Source organism: Cellulosimicrobium sp. I38E, from assembly GCF_001647255.1.
Classification (GTDB): Bacteria; Actinomycetota; Actinomycetes; order Actinomycetales; family Cellulomonadaceae; genus Cellulosimicrobium; species Cellulosimicrobium cellulans_E.
In genome coordinates, this window is the sequence record NZ_LUAZ01000010.1 from 1 (window position 1) to 18,310 (window position 18,310).

14 protein-coding genes are annotated in these 18,310 nt (G+C 72.5%); 8 read left to right on the forward strand and 6 right to left on the reverse strand.

The genetic code is table 11. The annotated features are described in order from the left end of the window. Both A0J59_RS02470 and A0J59_RS02475 read right to left on the reverse strand, forming a co-directional pair. Positions 1-1,576, reverse strand: a 1,576-nt coding sequence (locus A0J59_RS02470; protein ID WP_172819996.1) for a LutB/LldF family L-lactate oxidation iron-sulfur protein, incomplete at its 3' end; no start/stop codon positions are given. Further along, the gene (locus tag A0J59_RS02475) at positions 1,573-2,367 is read right to left on the reverse strand and encodes a (Fe-S)-binding protein (protein WP_064315120.1); all 795 of its coding nucleotides are present in this window, start codon (positions 2,365-2,367) and stop codon (positions 1,573-1,575) included. The genes A0J59_RS02470 and A0J59_RS02475, both read right to left, overlap by 4 nt. 174 nt (positions 2,368-2,541) lie before the next feature. On the opposite strand from A0J59_RS02475, the gene A0J59_RS02480 reads away from it, so the two are divergent. After that, positions 2,542-3,285 (forward strand): FadR/GntR family transcriptional regulator, encoded by a 744-nt coding sequence (locus A0J59_RS02480; RefSeq protein ID WP_064315121.1) that lies wholly within the window; start codon positions 2,542-2,544, stop codon positions 3,283-3,285. Positions 3,286-3,421: 136 nt separating this feature from the next. Here the strand turns inward: A0J59_RS02480 and A0J59_RS02485 are convergent, their stop codons facing one another. Together A0J59_RS02485 and A0J59_RS02490 are read right to left on the reverse strand one after the other, a co-directional pair. Beyond that, positions 3,422-5,029 carry an endo-1,4-beta-xylanase gene (locus tag A0J59_RS02485; protein ID WP_231581688.1) on the reverse strand — a complete coding sequence of 536 codons (1,608 nt, stop codon included), beginning with the start codon at positions 5,027-5,029 and terminating at the stop codon, positions 3,422-3,424. A 170-nt stretch (positions 5,030-5,199) separates the two neighbouring features. Further along, complete coding sequence (locus A0J59_RS02490) at positions 5,200-6,234, reverse strand: LacI family DNA-binding transcriptional regulator (protein WP_047231453.1); 1,035 nt, start codon at positions 6,232-6,234, stop codon at positions 5,200-5,202. 299 nt (positions 6,235-6,533) lie between these two features. Here A0J59_RS02490 and A0J59_RS02495 point away from each other — a divergent pair, with 299 nt between their 5' ends. From A0J59_RS02495 to A0J59_RS02525, 7 genes are all read left to right on the forward strand, one after another. Continuing rightward, entirely contained in the window at positions 6,534-8,972 is a 2,439-nt protein-coding gene (locus A0J59_RS02495; RefSeq protein ID WP_064315122.1) for a glycoside hydrolase family 3 N-terminal domain-containing protein, read from the forward strand. After that, entirely contained in the window at positions 8,969-10,018 is a 1,050-nt protein-coding gene (locus tag A0J59_RS02500; RefSeq protein WP_047231455.1) for a sugar ABC transporter permease, read from the forward strand. Before A0J59_RS02495 ends, A0J59_RS02500 begins: the two co-directional genes overlap by 4 nt. Further along, positions 10,012-10,932, forward strand: a complete 921-nt coding sequence (locus A0J59_RS02505) for a carbohydrate ABC transporter permease (protein WP_082140940.1) — start codon at positions 10,012-10,014, stop codon at positions 10,930-10,932. Before A0J59_RS02500 ends, A0J59_RS02505 begins: the two co-directional genes overlap by 7 nt. 86 nt (positions 10,933-11,018) lie before the next feature. Further along, positions 11,019-12,680 (forward strand): extracellular solute-binding protein, encoded by a 1,662-nt coding sequence (locus A0J59_RS02510; RefSeq protein ID WP_064315123.1) that lies wholly within the window; start codon positions 11,019-11,021, stop codon positions 12,678-12,680. Positions 12,681-12,808: 128 nt separating this feature from the next. Beyond that, positions 12,809-14,359, forward strand: coding sequence for a cellulase family glycosylhydrolase (locus A0J59_RS02515; protein ID WP_064315124.1), 1,551 nt, complete (start codon positions 12,809-12,811; stop codon positions 14,357-14,359). Continuing rightward, positions 14,356-15,087, forward strand: coding sequence for a glycosyltransferase (locus A0J59_RS02520; RefSeq protein ID WP_220084423.1), 732 nt, complete (start codon positions 14,356-14,358; stop codon positions 15,085-15,087). Before A0J59_RS02515 ends, A0J59_RS02520 begins: the two co-directional genes overlap by 4 nt. Positions 15,088-15,122: 35 nt before the next feature. Continuing rightward, on the forward strand, positions 15,123-17,234 hold the full coding sequence (locus A0J59_RS02525; RefSeq protein ID WP_064315125.1) for a beta-galactosidase: 2,112 nt from the start codon (positions 15,123-15,125) through the stop codon (positions 17,232-17,234). A gap of 121 nt (positions 17,235-17,355) precedes the next feature. Here the strand turns inward: A0J59_RS02525 and A0J59_RS02530 are convergent, their stop codons facing one another. Next, positions 17,356-17,685: a hypothetical protein gene (locus A0J59_RS02530; protein WP_064315126.1), complete on the reverse strand. Its 330-nt coding sequence runs from the start codon at positions 17,683-17,685 to the stop codon at positions 17,356-17,358. Positions 17,686-17,710: 25 nt separating this feature from the next. Beyond that, positions 17,711-18,292, reverse strand: a complete 582-nt coding sequence (locus tag A0J59_RS02535) for an NADAR family protein (protein WP_369799740.1) — start codon at positions 18,290-18,292, stop codon at positions 17,711-17,713. Positions 18,293-18,310: the final 18 nt, after the last annotated feature.

Sequence of the window (18,310 nt, forward strand, 5' to 3'; positions counted from 1 at the left end):
GGGCGGGGCGGTCGCGCCACCAGTCGCGGAAGGTCTGCTTCGCGGGGGCCGGGAGGTCGCGCGAGCGGGTCCAGGCGGACGCGGGCGGCGGGAGGGTCGAGATCCGGCCCTTCGGACCGGCGACCAGGCGCCCGACCCCCGCCGCCTTCTCCGCGAGCTCGAACCGCCGCGCGTCGGACATGACGAACGAGGCCGCCTTCATCGCGGCGCCCCACCCCGTGGGACGGCCGCGGTCGGCGTCGACCTCGCGCGCCCGGAGCTCGACGAGGATCGACGGGATGTCGATCTTCACGGGGCACACCTCGTAGCACGCGCCGCACAGCGTCGAGGCGTAGGGGAGGGACGCGTTCGGGTCGTGGTGGCCGGAGAGGCCGCCGGAGGACTTCGTGAGCTGCGGCGTGAGGATCGCGCCGATCGGGCCGGGGTACACCGACCCGTACGCGTGACCCCCGACGCGCTCGTACACCGGGCACACGTTGAGGCACGCGGAGCAGCGGATGCAGTGCAGCGCGGCCCGCCCGACCTCGTCGGCGAGGACGTCCGTGCGGCCGTTGTCGAGCAGGACGAGGTGGAACTCCTGCGGTCCGTCGCCGGGCGTGACGCCCGTCCACAGGGACGTGTACGGGTTCATGCGCTCGCCCGTGGACGAGCGCGGCAGGAGCTGGAGGAACACCTCCAGGTCGGTGTACGTCGGCACGACCTTCTCGATCCCCATGACCGTGATGAGCGTCTCGGGGAGCGTGAGGCACATACGGCCGTTGCCCTCGGACTCGACGACGGTCAGCGTCCCCGTGTCCGCGACGCCGAAGTTCGCGCCGCTGATCGCGACCTTCGCCGAGAGGAACTTGCGGCGCAGGTGGGCGCGCGCGGCCATCGCGAGCTCGCGCGGGACGTCGGACAGCTCGGGCGGGGCGTCACCCATGCGCGCGAGGAAGATCTCGCGGATCTCCGCACGGTTGCGGTGGATCGCCGGCACGAGGATGTGCGACGGCATGTCGTCGGCGAGCTGCACGATGAGCTCCGCGAGGTCCGTCTCGTACGCCGCGATCCCCTCGGCGGCGAGCGCCTCGTTGAGCCCGATCTCCTGCGTCGCCATCGACTTCACCTTGACGACCTCGTCGACGCCCTTCGCCGTGACCAGGTCCGCGACGATCCGGTTCGCCTCGTCGGCGTCGCGCGCCCAGTGCACGACGCCGCCGCGCGCCACGACGTTCCGCTCCAGCTCCTCGAGGAGCTCGGGCAGGCGCGCCATGACGTCGGTCTTGATCGCGGAGCCCGCGTCGCGCAGCGCCTCCCAGTCCGGCACCTCGCCGACGACGGCCGCGCGCTTGGCCCGGATGGTCGACGTCGCGTGCGCGAGGTTGCGGCGGAGCTGCGTGTTCTGGAGGGCCTCGCGCGCCGCGTCGGGGAACGACCCGCCCCAGCGCAGCGGCGCGTCGGGGTGCGGCACGTCGCCGAACGCGTCCGACGCCGCCCCCGCACCCGCGGAGGTGCCGTGCCCGCCGGGGTGCGCGACGTCGTCGGGCAGGGTGCGCGCACCGCGCCGCACGGGCAGGCCGAGGAACGTGCGGCTCACCGGGCACCCCCGCGCGTCGACGGACCGACCCCGGCGGGGGCGGGCGCGTCCTTGGTGGACGCGAGGATCTCCGCGAGGTGGAGCGTGCGGACACCCGCGCGGATGCGCGAGAGCCCGCCGCCGATGTGCATGAGGCACGACGCGTCGCCCGCGGTGAGGACCTCGGCGCCCGTCGCCTTCACGTGCGTCATCTTGTCGGCGAGCATCGCGGTCGAGGTCTCGGCGTTCTTCAGCGCGAACGTGCCGCCGAACCCGCAGCACGCCTCCGCCGCGGGCAGCTCGACGAGGTCGATCCCCTCGACCGCCCGCAGGAGCCGCAGCGGCTTGTCGCCGACGTGGAGCATGCGCAGCGAGTGGCACGTCGGGTGGTAGGTGACCCGGTGGGGGAAGTAGGCGCCCACGTCGGTCACGCCGAGCACGTCGACGAGCAGCTCGGACAGCTCGTACGTCTTCGCGGCGACCGCGTCGGCGGTGCGCGCGAGGTCATCGAGGCCGGCGCGCCGGCAGACCATGCCCTGCTGGTGCCGCACGGACCCGGTGCACGACCCGGACGGGACGACGACCGCGTCCCACTCGCCGTCGAGCACGGGGGAGAACGCCTCGACGTGGTTGCGCACGACGGGCACCGCCTCGTCGAGGTACCCCGTGTTGACGTGCATCTGGCCGCAGCAGGCCTGCCGCTCGGGGAAGAACACCTCGTGGCCGAGGCGCTCGAGGAGGAGGGCGGTGGCGCGCGGTGCCTGGGGGAACATCACGTCGCCGATGCAGGTCGCGGTGAGGGCTATGCGCATCGTTGCTCCGGGGGAGGGCGAGTCGGTCCAGTCTCGCCGGGCCGCGTCCGCGCCGCCTGCCGAGACCGCCGCGGTGAGGCGCCGCGGCTGTGGTCTGACCACAGTCCTTCCACTGTAGACCACGAGGTCGGCGTGGTCTGACCACAGCGTGCCGGGGTCGCCTACCCTGGGCGGGTGCGCACCCACGAACGCGTCCTCGCCCGCATCGAGGCGGACCTCGCCACGGGTCGCTGGGCGCTCGGCGAGCGGCTCCCGGCCGAGCGCGCGCTCGCCGAGGAGCTGGGCGTCTCGCGCCCCTCCGTGCGGGAGGCGATCCGCGTCCTCGAGGCCATGGGCATCGTGCGCACGGCCGTCGGGTCTGGGCCCGACGCCGGGGCGACCGTCGTCGACCGGCCCGCCGCCGGCCTCGGGGCGGCCGTGCGGCTGCACGTCGCGTCGGGGACGCTCGCCGTGCGCGACGTGGTCCAGACGCGCGTGCTCCTCGAGACGTGGGCCGCCGGCGCGGCAGCCGAGCGGGTCGTCGCCGCGCAGGGCACCGGCGAGCGGGGGGCCGACCCGGGGCCGGGCACGCCCGAGGTCGCCGAGGCGCTCGCCGCGGCGCGCGCGCTGCTCGACCGCATGGACGACCGGGCGCTCGCGGCCGAGGAGTTCCGCGAGCTCGACGCGTCGTTCCACGTGCTGCTCGTGCGGCTCGCGGGCAACCCGCTCGTCGAGGCGGTCATGACCGGGCTGCGCGGCGCGATCGAGTCGTACGTCGCCGCGGGGAGCGCGACCCTGCCCTCGTGGGAGCGGACGGCGGCGCGCCTGCGCGCCGAGCACCGCTCGGTCCTGGAGGCCGTGGCCGCGGGCGACGGTGAGCGCGCCGCGCGTCAGGTCCGCGCCCACATCGAGGGCTTCTACGCCGAGACGGGGCTCTGAGCGACCTCCGGTGCGGCGGCGTCGCGGCCCGGTCACGGTCGGGCCTGGAGCGGCGTGCGAACACGCTGTCCTCCGGGCCTCCGCCGGGACTCCGCCAGGGTGGCGGGACGGACGGTCCCGCCACCCCGGCGCCCCGTCAGGCCGAGCAGGTGGCCGTCGGGAGCGTGGTGTTGCCGTTCGAGTACAGCGTGATGCCGAAGGCGTCGCCGTTGCCGTTCGGTGTCGCGGTGAGGGTGCCGCTCGTGCCGGTGACGGCGGCGTTCCAGGAGTTCTGCAGGCTCTGGCCGGAGCCGGTGCGGATGGTCACGGTCCAGTCGGACGCGCCCGAGACCTGGAAGGTCGTGTTGAAGCGGTCGCCCCAGGAGTCGCCCCGCGTCACGGTCACGGTGCAGGTCTCGCCTCCGCCTCCGGAGGCCGACGCACAGGTGGCCGTCGGGAGCGTGGTGTTGCCGTTCGAGTACAAGGTGATCCCGAACGCGTCGCCGTTGCCGTTCGGTGTCGCGGTGAGGGTGCCGCTCGTGCCGGTGACGGCGGCGTTCCAGGAGTTCTGCAGGCTCTGGCCGGAGCCGGTGCGGATGGTCACGGTCCAGTCGGACGCGCCCGAGACCTGGAAGGTCGTGTTGAAGCGGTCGCCCCACGAGTCGCCCCGCGTGACGGTCACCGTGCAGGAGCCGTCTCCGCCCGGGTTCTCCCCGGGGCCGCCGGGGGTCCCGCCGCCGCTGTTGAGCTGGTCGAGCACGGCGGTGTAGGCGGCCTTCTTGGTGCCGTTGCCGTCGAACAGCAGCGGGGTGCCGGACGCGCGCCACGAGTCGGTGTCCCGCACGCCCCAGACGGTGATGCCGGTGCAGCGCGACACGGCCATGCATGCCTGGACCACGCCGCGGTACTGCTCGGCCTGGGAGGAGCCGGAGCCCTCGATGTCGAGCTCGGTGATCTGCACGTCGACGCCCAGGTCGGCGAAGTTCTGGAGCGTGGTGTGGTAGTTGCTCGGGACCGGGTTGCCCGAGTTGAAGTGGGCCTGGAAGCCGACGCAGTCGATCGGCACCCCCCGCGCCTTGAAGTCGCGGACCATAGAGTAGACGGCCTGCGTCTTCGCGTGGCTCCAGTTGTCGGTGTTGTAGTCGTTGTAGCAGAGCTTGGCGCCGGGGTCGGCGGCGCGGGCCGCGCGGAACGCCGCCTCGATCCAGTCGTTGCCGGTGCGCTGCAGGTTCGAGTCGCGGCGCGCGCCCGAGCCGCCGTCGGCGAACGCCTCGTTCACGACGTCCCACGCGTAGATCTTGCCGCGGTAGTGCGTCGCGACCTGCGTCACGTGGTTGAGCATCGCCTGGCGGAGCGCGGAGCCCGACATGTTCTGCATCCAGCCCGGCTGCTGCGAGTGCCACGCGAGGGCGTGCCCGCGGACCTGCTTGCCACGGCTCGTCGCCCAGCTGACGATCTGGTCGCCCTGGGAGTAGTTGAAGCTGTTCTGCGACGGCTCCGTCGCGTCCATCTTCATCTCGTTCTCGGCCGTGATCATGTCGAACTCGCGGTTCGCGATGGTCGAGTACGTCGAGTCGGACAGCCTGCCGGCCGCGAGGGCGGTGCCGAAGTAGCGGCCGGACTCGGCGGCCGCGGCCTCGAGGGTGGAGCCGGCCGCCTGGGCGGAGCCCACACCGACACCGGTGGTGATGAGCACGGCCACGAGGGCGGCCAGGGCGGCCGACCTCCCGCCGTTCGTGCTGCGCAAGGGTAGTGCTCGGGTCATCGTCGATCCTCTTCCTCCCGGGGTGGACCTCCGTTGGTCCACCAGCGCGAACAACGTGCGCGAGTGACGCTAGTCACACACTGAGGATGTGGCAATCGTTATCGATAACGTTTTACATCGTGGGACAAACGCGACAGCGGTGACAGGGTCGCGCAAATGAGGGTGGAGCGTCAGGTCTGCGGCGGCGCCGTGCTCTCGCGGACGACGAGCTCGGTCGCGAGGTCGAGGCGCTGGTTCATGGGCCGGCCGCCCCGTGCGAGGTCGAGCAGCATGCGCGTCGCCGTCCCCGCCATCTCGTGCAGCGGCTGGTGCACGGTGGTCAGCTCCGGGCCGATCCAGCCGGCCAGCGGCAGGTCGTCGTAGCCGACGACCGACAGGTCCTCGGGGATCCGCAGGCCGAGCTCGCGCGCGGCCCGCAGGACGCCGAGCGCCTGCATGTCCGACCCGGCGAAGATCGCCGTCGGGCGGTCCGGGAGCGAGAGCAGCGCCTTGCCGTGCTCGTACCCGCCGTCCACGTAGAAATCGCCGTAGCGCACGAGCCCGGGGTCGACGACGATCCCCGCCTCGTCGTGCGCGCTGCGGTAGCCGTCGATGCGGGCGCGGCTGCACAGCACGTCCGACGGTCCCGAGATGATCGCGACGCGACGGTGGCCGAGGCCCAGGAGGTGGCGGGTCGCGGAGAGCCCGCCGCTCCAGTTGTTGGACCCCACCGTCGGGACGCCGGCGGGCTGCTCGCCCTCGGTGTCGACCACGACGAACGGGATGGAGCGGGACTCGAGCTGGTGCCGCTGGGACTGGTCGAGGCTCGACAGGACGAGGAGGACCCCGAGGGGGCGGCGCGCGAGGACGCCGTCGAGCCAGTCCTGGGGTGGCCGGTGCTCGCCGCCGAGCTCGGAGAGCACCACGCCGACCTTCGCGGCGGCCGCCGCCTCCTCGACGCCCCGGATGATCTCGATCGACCACGCGGAGTCGAGCTGGTGGAACACGAGGTCGATCAGGGGCGTCGGCGTCGCGGGGGCGGACCGCCGGCGTCGGTACTGGTGGCGTTCGAGCGCGGCCTCGACGCGCGCGCGGGTGGACGCCGCGACGTCGGGCCGGCCGTTGAGCACCTTGGACACCGTGGGCACGGACACGCCGGCCTCTGCGGCGATGGACGCGATGGTCGCGGGGCCACCCGTGGCGGCACCCCGGTCCTGCGCTGGCATGGCGCTCCTCGTGCTGGTCGCAACTTTCGAGTCGAACCGTAGCACTTGTGCGTGGCGCTCGTCCGTTGCCGAGACGGGTGATCTTCGCTGGTATCCCGCGCCTCTTGGCGAGGAAGGCCTCGCAAGCCGTCGTCATCGAACTGTGACCCGAGTCTCGCTTGACGACGCGTCCGCCGTCGGTCTAGCGTCCCGGACCAACGGGTATCGGAACCGTTACCGATACTTTCGAAGACCACGATGCCGTGGACGCCCGGGACACCGGGCGAGGCACGACGACGTGACCGACCCGAGGACCACGATTGACGACGCAGACGACCCCGGCCGCCCCTGAGCGGCACGAGGCCACGACCACGGAGCCGTGGCGCGACGTGCGGCGGGGCGCCGCCGAGCGTGCCCGGGCGCTCGCCGCAGCGATGACCCTGGAGGAGAAGCTCGCCCAGCTCGTCGGCGTGTGGGTCGGCGCGGACGCCTCCGGCGGGGGCGTCGCGCCGCACCAGGCCGACATGACGGGCCACGTCCCCACGTGGGAGTCCGTCATCGAGCACGGGCTCGGTCAGCTCACGCGCCCCTACGGCACCGCGCCGGTCAGCCCCGAGGCCGGGGCCCGCTCCCTGGAGCGGTCGCAGCGCGACCTCGTCGCCGCCAGCCGCTTCGGCATCCCTGCCCAGGTGCACGAGGAGTGTCTCGCCGGGTTCGCCGCGTGGCGTGCGACCGCCTACCCCGTCCCGCTGTCCTGGGGCGCGAGCTTCGACCCGGAGCTCGTCGAGGCGATGGCCGCGCGCATCGGCGCGAGCATGCGGGCCGCGGGAGTGCACCAGGGGCTCGCGCCCGTGCTCGACGTGACGCGCGACCACCGCTGGGGCCGCACCGAGGAGACCGTCGGCGAGGACCCGTACCTCGTCGGGACGGTCGGCGCCGCGTACGTGCGCGGGCTCGAGTCGTCCGGCGTCGTCGCGACGCTCAAGCACTTCGCCGGGTACTCCGCCTCTCGCGCGGGCCGCAACCTCGCGCCCGTCGCGATGGGGCCGCGCGAGTACGCCGACGTCATCCTGCCGCCGTTCGAGATCGCGGTGCGCCACGGTCGGCCGCGTTCCGTCATGCACGCCTACACGGACGTCGACGGGATGCCGTCGGCCGCCGACCGGGGCCTCCTCACCGGCCTGCTCCGCGAGACGTGGGGCTTCGACGGCACGGTCGTCGCCGACTACTTCGGGGTCCGGTTCCTCGAGACGCTGCACAAGGTCGCCGCCGACGGCACGGACGCCGCGCGCCTCGCGCTGCGCGCCGGCGTGGACGTCGAGCTCCCCACCGTCGACGCGTTCGGTCCGGCGCTCGCCGAGGCCGTGCGCCGCGGCGACGTCGAGGAGTCCCTCGTCGACGAGGCGCTGCACCGCGTGCTCCGGCAGAAGGTCGAGCTCGGCCTCCTCGACCCCGGCTGGGAGCCCGTGCCCGGCGGCGGCGCGGGCCTCGTGCTCGACGACGCGCCGGGGCGCGACCTCGCCCTGCGCCTCGCGCGCGAGGCGGTCGTGCTGCTCGCGGACGACGGCGGCGCGCTGCCGCTCGCGACCGGGACGCGCCTCGCCGTCGTCGGCCCGCTCGCGGACGACCCGATGGCGATGCTCGGCTGCTACTCCTTCCCCGCGCACGTCGGCGCCCAGCACCCCGAGGTCGAGACCGGGATCGAGATCCCGACGGTCCTCACCGAGCTCGGGTCGCGCTTCGACGTCGTGCACGCCCGGGGCTGTGACGTGACCGGGTCGGACACGAGCGGGTTCGCCGCAGCCGTCGAGGCGGCGCGCGGCGCGGACGTGTGCGTCGTGGCGGTGGGGGACCGGGCCGGGCTGTTCGGGCGCGGGACCTCGGGCGAGGGGTGCGACGCCGCCGACCTGCGGCTGCCCGGCGTCCAGGAGGACCTCGTGCGGACGCTGCTCGCCACGGGAACGCCCGTCGTCCTGCTGCTCCTCACCGGCCGGCCCTACGCGCTGGGCGCGTTCCTCGACGAGCCGACGCCGCCCGCGGCGGTCGTGCAGGCGTTCTTCCCCGGCCAGCTCGGCGGCCGGGCGGTGGCCGAGGTGCTCGCCGGCGAGGTGTCGCCGTCGGGCCGCCTGCCCGTGAGCGTCCCGCGCGACCCCGGCGGTCAGCCCGCGACCTACCTCTCGGCGCCGCTCGGCCTGCGCTCCGGCGTCTCGAGCGTCGACCCGACGCCCGCCTTCCCGTTCGGCCACGGCCTGTCCTACGCGACGTTCGCGTGGGAGGACGCGCAGGTCGTCGGCGCCACGGCCGGCGGACCGGCCCCCTGGCCGGTCGACGGCGAGGCCCGGGTCGAGGTCACCGTGCGCAACACCGGGAGCGTCCCGGGCGCCGACGTCGTGCAGCTCTACCTGCACGACGCGGTCGCCCAGGTGACGCGGCCCGTCGTGCGCCTCGTCGGGTACGCGCGCGTCGCGCTCGACCCGGGTCAGGCCGCGACCGTGTCGTTCGTCGTGCCGGCCGACCTCACGTCCTTCACCGGGGCCGACGGGCGCCGGGTCGTGGAGCCGGGCGACGTCGAGCTGCGCGTCTCGCGGTCCAGCGCCGACGTCGTCGCGACGCTGCCGCTGCGCCTCGTGGGGCCCGAGCGCGAGGTCGACCACACGCGCCGCCTCGTCACCGACGTGCGGGTCTCCGGACCCGCGACCGTCCCGGCCGCGCCGGGTACGCACCGCGAGAACGATCACGAGGAGGTGAGCGTGGGATGACCCTGGACCAGGGCCCCGTCGACGTCGGCGAGGCCACCACCGTCGCGAGCGCCGTCGCAGCGGCCGAGCACGCGCGGCCCGGCGAGCCCGCGGGCGACGGCGGCGGCCGCGCGCGCCGGGCCGCCCGGCGCCGCAAGGCCGGCAGCGTCCCGTGGCGCGTCGCGCTGCGCAAGGACTGGCGGCTGTACACGTTCCTCGTGGTGCCCGTGCTGTTCCTGCTGGTCTTCCGCTACCTGCCGATGCTGGGGAACGTCATCGCGTTCCGCCGGTTCCGTCCGGGCGGGAGCGTGTTCGGCGACGAGTGGGTCGGCTTCCGCTACTTCGAGATGTTCATCCAGAACGCACAGTTCTGGCAGGTGTTCTGGAACACCGTCATCCTCGGGCTCCTCACGCTGCTGGTCTGCTTCCCGCTGCCGATCGTCTTCGCGCTCCTGCTCAACGAGCTGCGGTCGCGCCGGTTCAAGAAGATCGTGCAGACGGTCTCCTACCTCCCGCACTTCATGTCGATCGTCATCGTCGCGGGCCTCGTGCTCCAGCTCACGTCGGTCAACGGGACGGTCAACCAGATCGTCGAGGCGTTCGGGGGAGACCCGGTCGCGTTCATGCAGCAGCCCGAGTGGTTCCGCACCATCTACGTCTCGTCCGAGGTCTGGCAGACCGTCGGGTGGGGGACGATCCTCTACCTCGCGGCGCTCACGACGATCGACGACCAGCTCTACGAGGCGGCGCGCATCGACGGCGCCAACCGGTGGCAGCAGACGTGGCACATCACCCTGCCGGGCATCCGCCCCACGATGATGGTGCTCCTCATCCTCAACATCGGTTCCTTCATGGCGGTCGGGTTCGAGAAGGTCCTGCTGCTGCAGAACCCGCTGATCTACTCCACGGGCGACGTCATCTCGACGTACCTGTACCGCGTCGGCATCCAGTCCGCGCAGTTCTCCTACGGGACCGCGATCGGGCTGTTCGAGGCCCTCATCGGGCTCGTGCTCGTCCTCTCCGCGAACGCCGTCTCGCGCCGCCTGACTGGAGCCTCGCTGTGGTGACCGACCCCCTGTCCGCGACGCCGGACCTCACCGCCGTCCGCCGCGAGGGCGGCACGATCAAGGACACGGGCGGGTACCGCGCGTTCCGCGTGGTCAACGGCCTCGTCCTCGCGGTCGTGTGCGTCGTGACGCTCTACCCGTTCGTCAACCTCGTCGCGAAGGCGTTCTCGTCCGAGGGCCAGATCGCGGCGGGCAACGTCAACCTCGTGCCGCGCGGGTTCAACGTCCAGACGCTCCAGTACGTGCTCTCCGACGCCATGTTCTGGACCAACTACAAGAACACGGTCGTCTACACGGTCGTCGGCACGCTCATCGCGATGGCGCTCACCACGACGTACGCCTACGCGATCAGCCGCCGTCACCTCAAGGGGCGCAACGCGTTCATCGGCATCGCGGTGTTCACCATGTTCTTCGGCGGTGGCCTGATCCCGAACTACATCCTCGTCGCGGACGTCCTGGGCATGCGGAACACGATGTGGGCCGTCGTGCTGCCGGGCGCGATCTCCGTCTTCAACCTGCTCGTCATGAAGTCGTTCTTCGAGAACTTCCCGACGGAGCTCGAGGAAGCGGCCGCGATCGACGGGCTGTCGACGTACGGGATCTTCGGCCGCATCGTGCTGCCGCTGTCCAAGGCGGTCATCGCGACCATGACGCTCTTCTACGCGGTGGGCATCTGGAACTCGTGGTTCGGCGCGTTCCTGTACCTCGACAAGAAGGAGCTCTTCCCCGTCACCGTCTACCTGCGCAACCTCATCGCCGCGGCGACCGGGCCCGGCTCGCAGGAGGCGGTCCAGATCGGCTCGAACATCCAGTCCGTGACGATGCTGCTCACCGTCCTGCCCATCGTCTGCCTGTACCCGTTCGTGCAGAAGTACTTCGTCTCCGGCGTGATGCTCGGCTCCGTCAAGGGCTGAGCCGCCACGCGCCACCCGCACCACCCCACCGCACCACCCGCACCTCAGCGACGTCAGAGCGACGAAGCTCGAACCCGAGGAGAGAGATGAGAACGATCCGGATCCCGGCCGCCACGGTGGCGACCGCGACCACCCTGGCCCTGGTCCTGACCGCGTGCAGCGGCGGGGGTGGCGACACGCCCGACCCCGTGGAGGGGGGTGGCGCCGTCACGATCGACGCCGAGCACTCCGTCGGCGCCATGGAGGACTTCGAGGTCGGCACGACCTTCAAGGCCACGGAGCCGGTCGACTTCTCGCTGATGTACCGCGACCACCCGAACTACCCGGTGAAGGAGGACTGGTCGATCTTCCAGAACCTGGAGGCCAACCAGAACGTCACCTTCACGCGGACCGACGTCCCGCTGGCCGACTGGGACAACAAGAAGGCGCTGCTCATCGGCGCCGGCGACGCCTCCGACCTCATCCCGGTGACCTACCCCGGCCAGGAGGTCCAGTTCGTCTCCGGCGGGGCGATCCTGCCCGTCTCCGACTACCTCGAGTACCTCCCGAACTTCGCCGACAAGGTGGAGAAGTGGGGCCTCGGCGAGGAGCTCGACGCCAAGCGCCAGGCGGACGGCAAGTACTACCTCCTCCCGGGCCTGCGCGAGATCCCCGACGTGCAGTACTCGGTCGTCGTCAACGACGACCTGTTCCAGAAGGCCGGCATCACCGAGGAGCCGGAGACCTGGGACGAGTTCGCGGAGCAGCTCGCCGCGGTCAAGGCCGCGAACCCCGAGCTGTCGTACGCGATGACCGACCGCTGGACCGACACGCAGCCGCTCGGCGCGATGCTCCAGTACATCGCCCCGAACTACGGCACCGAGGGTGGCTGGGGCTACTCCAACACGTGGTTCGACGAGGAGTCCGGCGAGTTCCAGCTCACCGGCACGACCGACGCGTACAAGGACATGATCACGTACGTCGCCGGCCTGACCTCCGACGGCCTGCTCGACCCCGAGATCACGCAGAACGACGACCAGGCGATCCAGAAGTTCGTCAACGGCGAGGCCGCCGCGATCTCCGGCAACACGCAGGAGATCACGGCCTACCGCAGCAAGCTGGCGGAGGCGGGCAAGGACGTCACGCTGCGCATGATCGTGCTGCCCGACGGGCCGTTCGGCGGGATGCTCGCCGGGAGCCGGCTGTCGTCCGGCCTCATGATCTCGAGCGAGGCGGCCGAGAAGCCGTACTTCAAGGCCCTGCTCCAGTTCGTCGACTGGCTGTACTACTCCGACGAGGGCATCGAGTTCGCCCAGTGGGGCGTCGAGGGCGAGACGTACACGAACGAGGGCGGCACGCGCACGCTCCCGGCCGACATCGGCTGGAACGCGCTCAACCCCGACGCGCCGAAGAAGCTCAACGCCGACTTCGGGTACAGCAACGGCGTGTTCCTGCTCGCCAACGGTTCCTCGAAGGAGCTGCTCCAGTCCGTGATGACCGACGAGACGAAGGCGTGGACCGACGCCGTGCTCGAGCGCAAGGAGATGCTGCCGGTCAAGCCGGCCGCGAGCCTCGACGAGCTCGAGCTCGAGCAGACGTCGCTCCTGGACACGCAGATCAAGGACGCCGTGATGGCGGCGACCGCGGGCTTCGTCACGGGTCAGCGCCCGCTGAGCGAGTGGGACGCCTACGTGTCCGAGATCGACGGGCTCGGCGGTACGCAGCTCATCGACACCTACAACGCGGCGCTCACCCGCTCCGCGGGCTGACGTCCTCCGGCGGGTGCCCCTGGCACCCGCCACCACGGCCCCGCCGTCGCCCGGTCGCCCCACCGGGCGACGGCGGTCCGCCGCCCGCAGCACCCACCGCACCACCCCTCCCCGCTGGAGCATCACCCGTGACACCCACCGTCGTCCCGTCCGAGCCCGTCGCCGTCCTGTCCGACGCGTGGCGCACGTGCGTGGGCACGGGCCGGTTCAACCTCGCGCTGCGCCAGGACTACCAGGAGTCGCTCGCCCTCGCGCAGGCCGAGATCGGCTTCCGGTACATCCGCGGCCACGGCCTGCTGTCCGACGACGTCGGGGTCCACCGCCCGTACGACGTCGCGGGGCACCAGGGCACCCGGTACGCCTTCACCTACGTCGACCAGGTCGTCGACGCCTACCTCGCGCTCGGGGTCAAGCCGTTCCTCGAGCTCGGGTTCATGCCGTCCGGCCTCGCGTCGGGCGACCAGACGGTGTTCTGGTGGAAGGGCAACGTCACGCCGCCGCGCGACCACCGCGAGTGGGCCGCCCTCGTGACCGCGGTGCTGCGCCACCTGGTCGACCGCTACGGGATCGACGAGGTCCGGACGTGGCCGGTCGAGGTGTGGAACGAGCCCAACCTCGTGAACTTCTGGGAGGGCGCCGACCAGGAGGCCTACCTCCGCCTGTACGAGGCGACCGCGCACGCCGTGAAGGACGTCGACGCCGACCTCCAGGTGGGCGGCCCGGCGATCTCGCCCGGTGCCGACGACTGGTGGGCGCCGTTCGCCGACGCCGTCGCCGCCCGCGACCTGCCGTGCGACTTCGTGTCCTTCCACGCGTACACGACCGGCCCCGCGCAGCACGTCCCGTTCGGCGTCTACCAGACCCTGCGCCACCCGACCGACCTGCTCGACCAGTTCGCGCGCCCGCGCGAGCTCCTCGCCGGGACCCGGCTGGAGGGGCTGCCCGCGCACGTCACCGAGTTCAACACGAGCTACCGCCCCGACAACCCGGTGCACGACACCGCGTACAACGCGGCCGCCCTCGCGCCCGTGCTCGCCGCCGGCGGCGACGTGGTGGACTCGTTCTCCTACTGGACGTTCTGCGACGTCTTCGAGGAGGAGAACATCCCCACCGCGATCTTCCACGGCGGGTTCGGCATGCTCGCCCACCGCCAGGTGCGCAAGCCCACCTACCACCTCTACACGTTCATGGCGCGCATGGGCCCCGACGTGCTCGCTCGCGGCGCCGACCACCTCGTGACGCGCGACGCGACGGGCCGGGTCACCGTGCTCGCGTGGCAGCCCGTCGGCGGGACCGACGACCCGGCCGAGCCCGAGCGGCACGAGCTGCGGCTCTCCGTCCCCGTCGGGGCGCCGGGTGGCGGTGGCGCCCCGCAGCGCGCGTCCGCGCACCGCAGCGTCGTGAACGAGACCGACGGCAACGCGTTCACCGCGTGGCAGCACCTCGGCCGCCCCGCGTCGCCGACGGCGCGCCAGCTCGACCTCCTCCACGAGGCCGCGGAACCCGCCCGCTCGACCACGTCCCTCCCCGTCGTGGACGGCCGCGTGGACCTCGCGCTCACGCTCGCGCGGCACGAGGTGACGCTCGTCGAGATCGACCCCGTCCGCGACGAGACGCCCGCGTGGCTCGACGACGACCGGATCCTCGGCCGGACCATCGGCCGGGAGAGCGCACGGTGAGCGACGTGTCCCGGCCCGCTCCGCCGTCTGGCACGGGGAGGAGCACGGGATCGCCGCTGCCGGGCGCGCTCGGCCAGGGGACGCTCGGGCGCGCGACGGCGCTCGTCTACTGGTACGTCGTCGTCACGGCCTTGCTCGCGCTCGCGGCGCTGCCGACGCTCGCCCTGCTCCTGCTGCTCGACCGCACGGCGTCCAACGTGCCGCTCGCGGCGCTCGCGGCCCTCCCGCTCGGACCCGCGCTGTCCGCCGCCCTGTACGCCGTCCGGGCGCGCGAGTCCGACGACGAGGTCGCGCCCGCCCGCACCTTCGTGCGCGGCTACCGCCGCGGGGCGCTCGACGCGCTGCGCGTGTGGGCGCCCGCACTCGGGGTGCTCGCGGTCGTCGGGGTCGTGCTCGCGAACGCCTCGGCCGCCGGCGTCGGCCCGACGTACGCGGCCGTGCTCGTCGTGATCGCGGTGCTCGCGCTCGTGTGGGGGCTGCACGCGGTCGCGATCGCGACCCTCTTCTCGTTCCGCACGCGCGACGTCGCCCGCCTCGCCGCCCACTACCTCGGCCGGATGCCGCTCGTGAGCCTCGGCGTCGTCTCGCTGCTCGTCGCCGCGGCCGGCGTCGCCTGGTTCGCCACGGACGGCGTCCTCGCCCTCGTCGGCGGCGTGTGGGTGTGGTGCTGGTACCGCAACGACCGGCGGATGCTCGACGACGTCCGCGCCCGCTTCACGACCGTCTGACCCCCGACCCGTCCACCCGAGGAGCCGTCCCCGTCATGACCCCCGCCCGTCTGCCCGCGACCGAGAAGATCCTCTACGGGGGCGACTACAACCCCGAGCAGTGGCCCCGCGCCGTGTGGGAGGACGACTACGCCGCGTTCGACGAGGCGTCGATCGACACGGTGACGCTCGCCGTCTTCGGGTGGTCCTACCTCCAGCCCGCCGAGGACACCTACGACTTCACGCGCCTCGACGAGATCGTGGCGCGCGCCGTCGAGGGCGGGCGCCAGATCGTGCTCGCGACGTCGACCGGGGCGCTGCCCCCGTGGCTCGCGCACGCCTACCCCGAGGTGAACCGGACCGACTTCGAGGGCCGCGCGCACGCGTACGGGCAGCGGCACAACGCGTGCCCCAGCTCGCCCGTCTACCGCCGCCTGTCCGCCGAGCTCGCGGGCCGCATCGCCGAGCGCTACGCCGGCACGCCCGGCCTCGTCGCGTGGCACGTGGGCAACGAGTACGGCGGGTACGACGGCGGCTGCTGGTGCGAGCGCTGCGCCGTCGCCTTCCGCGGGTGGCTGCGCGAGCGGTACGGCACGATCGAGCGCCTCAACGAGGCGTGGAACGCGACGTTCTGGTCGCACCTGTTCTCCGACTGGGACCAGGTCGTGCCGCCGAACAAGCTCACCGAGCACTGGCGCGGGCCCGACCACACCGCGTTCCAGGGCATCACGCTCGACTACCGCCGCTTCATGACCGACGCGATGCGTCAGAATTTCCGTGACGAGAAGGCCCGCATCCGCGAGCACGACGCGACGACGCCCGTCACGACGAACTTCATGGGCATGTTCCGGCCCCTCGACTACCACCGCTGGGCGGACGACCTCGACTTCGCGTCGTGGGACAACTACCCGCCCGGGCAGCGCGAGCACGCGCGCATGGCGCTCGCGCACGACCTCATGCGCGGGCTCAAGGACGGCGCGCCGTTCTGGGTCATGGAGCAGACGCCGACCATCACCGCCTCGCGCGACGTCAACCCCGTGAAGCGCCCGGGCGTGCTGCGCCTGTGGTCGTGGCAGGCCGTCGCGCACGGCGCCGACGCCGTCCTCTACTTCCAGATGCGGCAGTCCAAGGGCGCGTGCGAGAAGTACCACGGCGCCATGCTGGACCACGCGGGCCGGCGCGACACGCGCAGCTTCCGCGAGATCGCCGCTCTCGGCGGCGAGCTGCGCGGTCTCGGCGACGCCGTCCTCGGCGCCCGGACCCCGGCGCGCGTCGCGCTGCTGTTCGACTGGGACTCGTGGTGGGCCGCCGAGATGACGGACGGCTTCAATCGTCGCGCGCGCTACGTCGACACGGTGCTCGCGTACTACCGCGCGCTCTGGCAGGCGAACGCCGACGTGGACGTCGTGCCCGTGACCGCCGACCTGTCGCGGTACGACGTCGTCGTCGCGCCCATGCTGCACCTGCTGAAGGGCGACGTCGCCGCGCGTCTGGAGGGCGTGGCCGCGAGGGGCGGCACCGTGCTGTCGTCGTTCTGGGCAGGCCGGGTCGACGAGGACGACAACGCGTTCCTCCTGGACGCGCCCGGTCCGCTCGGCCCGCTGTTCGGGATCCGTGTCGAGGAGACGGACTCCGCCGAGCCGGGCGTCGTGAACCCGGTCGCGCTGCACGACCCCGACCTCGACGACGTCGCCGGTGCCGCCGGGACGCCGGGCAGCGGGGAGGCGCCGCTCGTCGTGGGCGGCGAGCTCGTGTTCGAGATCCTGGTGCCGCAGGGCACCGAGGTCGTCGCGACGTACGGCGCTGAGTTCTACGCCGGCACCCCGGCCGTGACGCGGCACCGCGTCGGGGGGACCGACGGCGTCCCCGGCGAGGCCTGGTACGTCGCCACCGCGCTCGACGAGCCGGGTGTCTCGTGGGTCGTGCGCCGCGTGCTCGACCGGCACGGGCTCGTCGGGCCCTACGCCGACGTCCCCGACCTCGAGCTCGCCGTGCGCGAGCGCGACGGCGAGCGCACCGCGTTCGTCCTCAACCACGCCCAGGAGACGGTCGAGGTCGCCGCCCACGCGTCGGGCACCGACCTGCTCACGGGCCGCCGCGTCGAGCACGGCGAGACGCTCCGCCTCGCCCCGACCGACGTCGTCGTGCTGCGTGAGGACCGCCCCTGACCCGCGAGATCGACCCGAGCGTCCCGACGTCGACCCTCCGAGGGTCGATCTCGGACGCCCGGGTCGATCTCGCGTCTCGGGCGAACGTCACGCGGGCAGAGGCAAGGTCCGCCCCTGTGGCTCACGGACCGGGTTCGGCACGCGTGATGTGAAGACGGCCGGGCTCGGGAAGCTCGGTCGGGTCGTCCCCACCGGAGACCCATTCGATGCCTCCTAGGTGGCCGTCGAGCGAGTAGAGGAAGTGCCCGTCGAAAGAACCGACGACTCCGCCGTTCACCAGGATCTCCATGCCGCCGCCCTGGCGGAAGTCGATCGAAGGACACCCGCAGGCACAGCGGCCGACGACACGGGCTGACCTCGCCTCGTCGCGCAGCCTCTCGACGCCCTCGAAGTCGACCGACAGGAGTGCGTCGAGGACCTCACGTTCCCGGTCCGTCAGCGATCGATCCACGCGATGATCCTGGCACCGGTTGCCGTCAGACGACTCCTCGTGCCTCCATGAGGGCGAACCCCAGCAGGTTCGTTCCCGGCCAACGGTGAGGGAGTGCAGCGTCCGGTGAGTTCGCGGCGAGCCCGATGCCCCAGATCTTGTCGACCGGCGAAGCTTCCGCCAGGACCCGTTCGCGGGTGGAGCGCAGGTAGGCGCCGATGGCGTCGGCGGCGCGGAACTTCGCCACCGAACCTGCGACGACGACCTCCCAGCGATGCTTCAGCCAGACGTCATCGTCGAAGTCGCGAACCCCGCGGCCCAGGGCCTTGGCGTGGGCCGCGGACCGCGCCTCCAGGATGGCCCGGGCTGAGACGTCATCGCCGAAGAGCCGGGCCTTGCGCCACATCATGTACTGCTCGGCGGACCCGAACGCCTCGCCATCGACCTCGAACCGCACGGGCCACCACTGGCTCAGGTAGGACTGGTCCACCTGCCCGGCACGCCGGGGACGTTGACTCCAGAAGTGCACGTACCGAGGTGCTTCTCCGGCAGAGCACGCCGCACGGAGGTCGTCGACGGTACGAGCGCGGAGCGACATGGGCGTGTGCACCTGCGGATCTTCGCGCATCGATCGTGCAGACGTCAC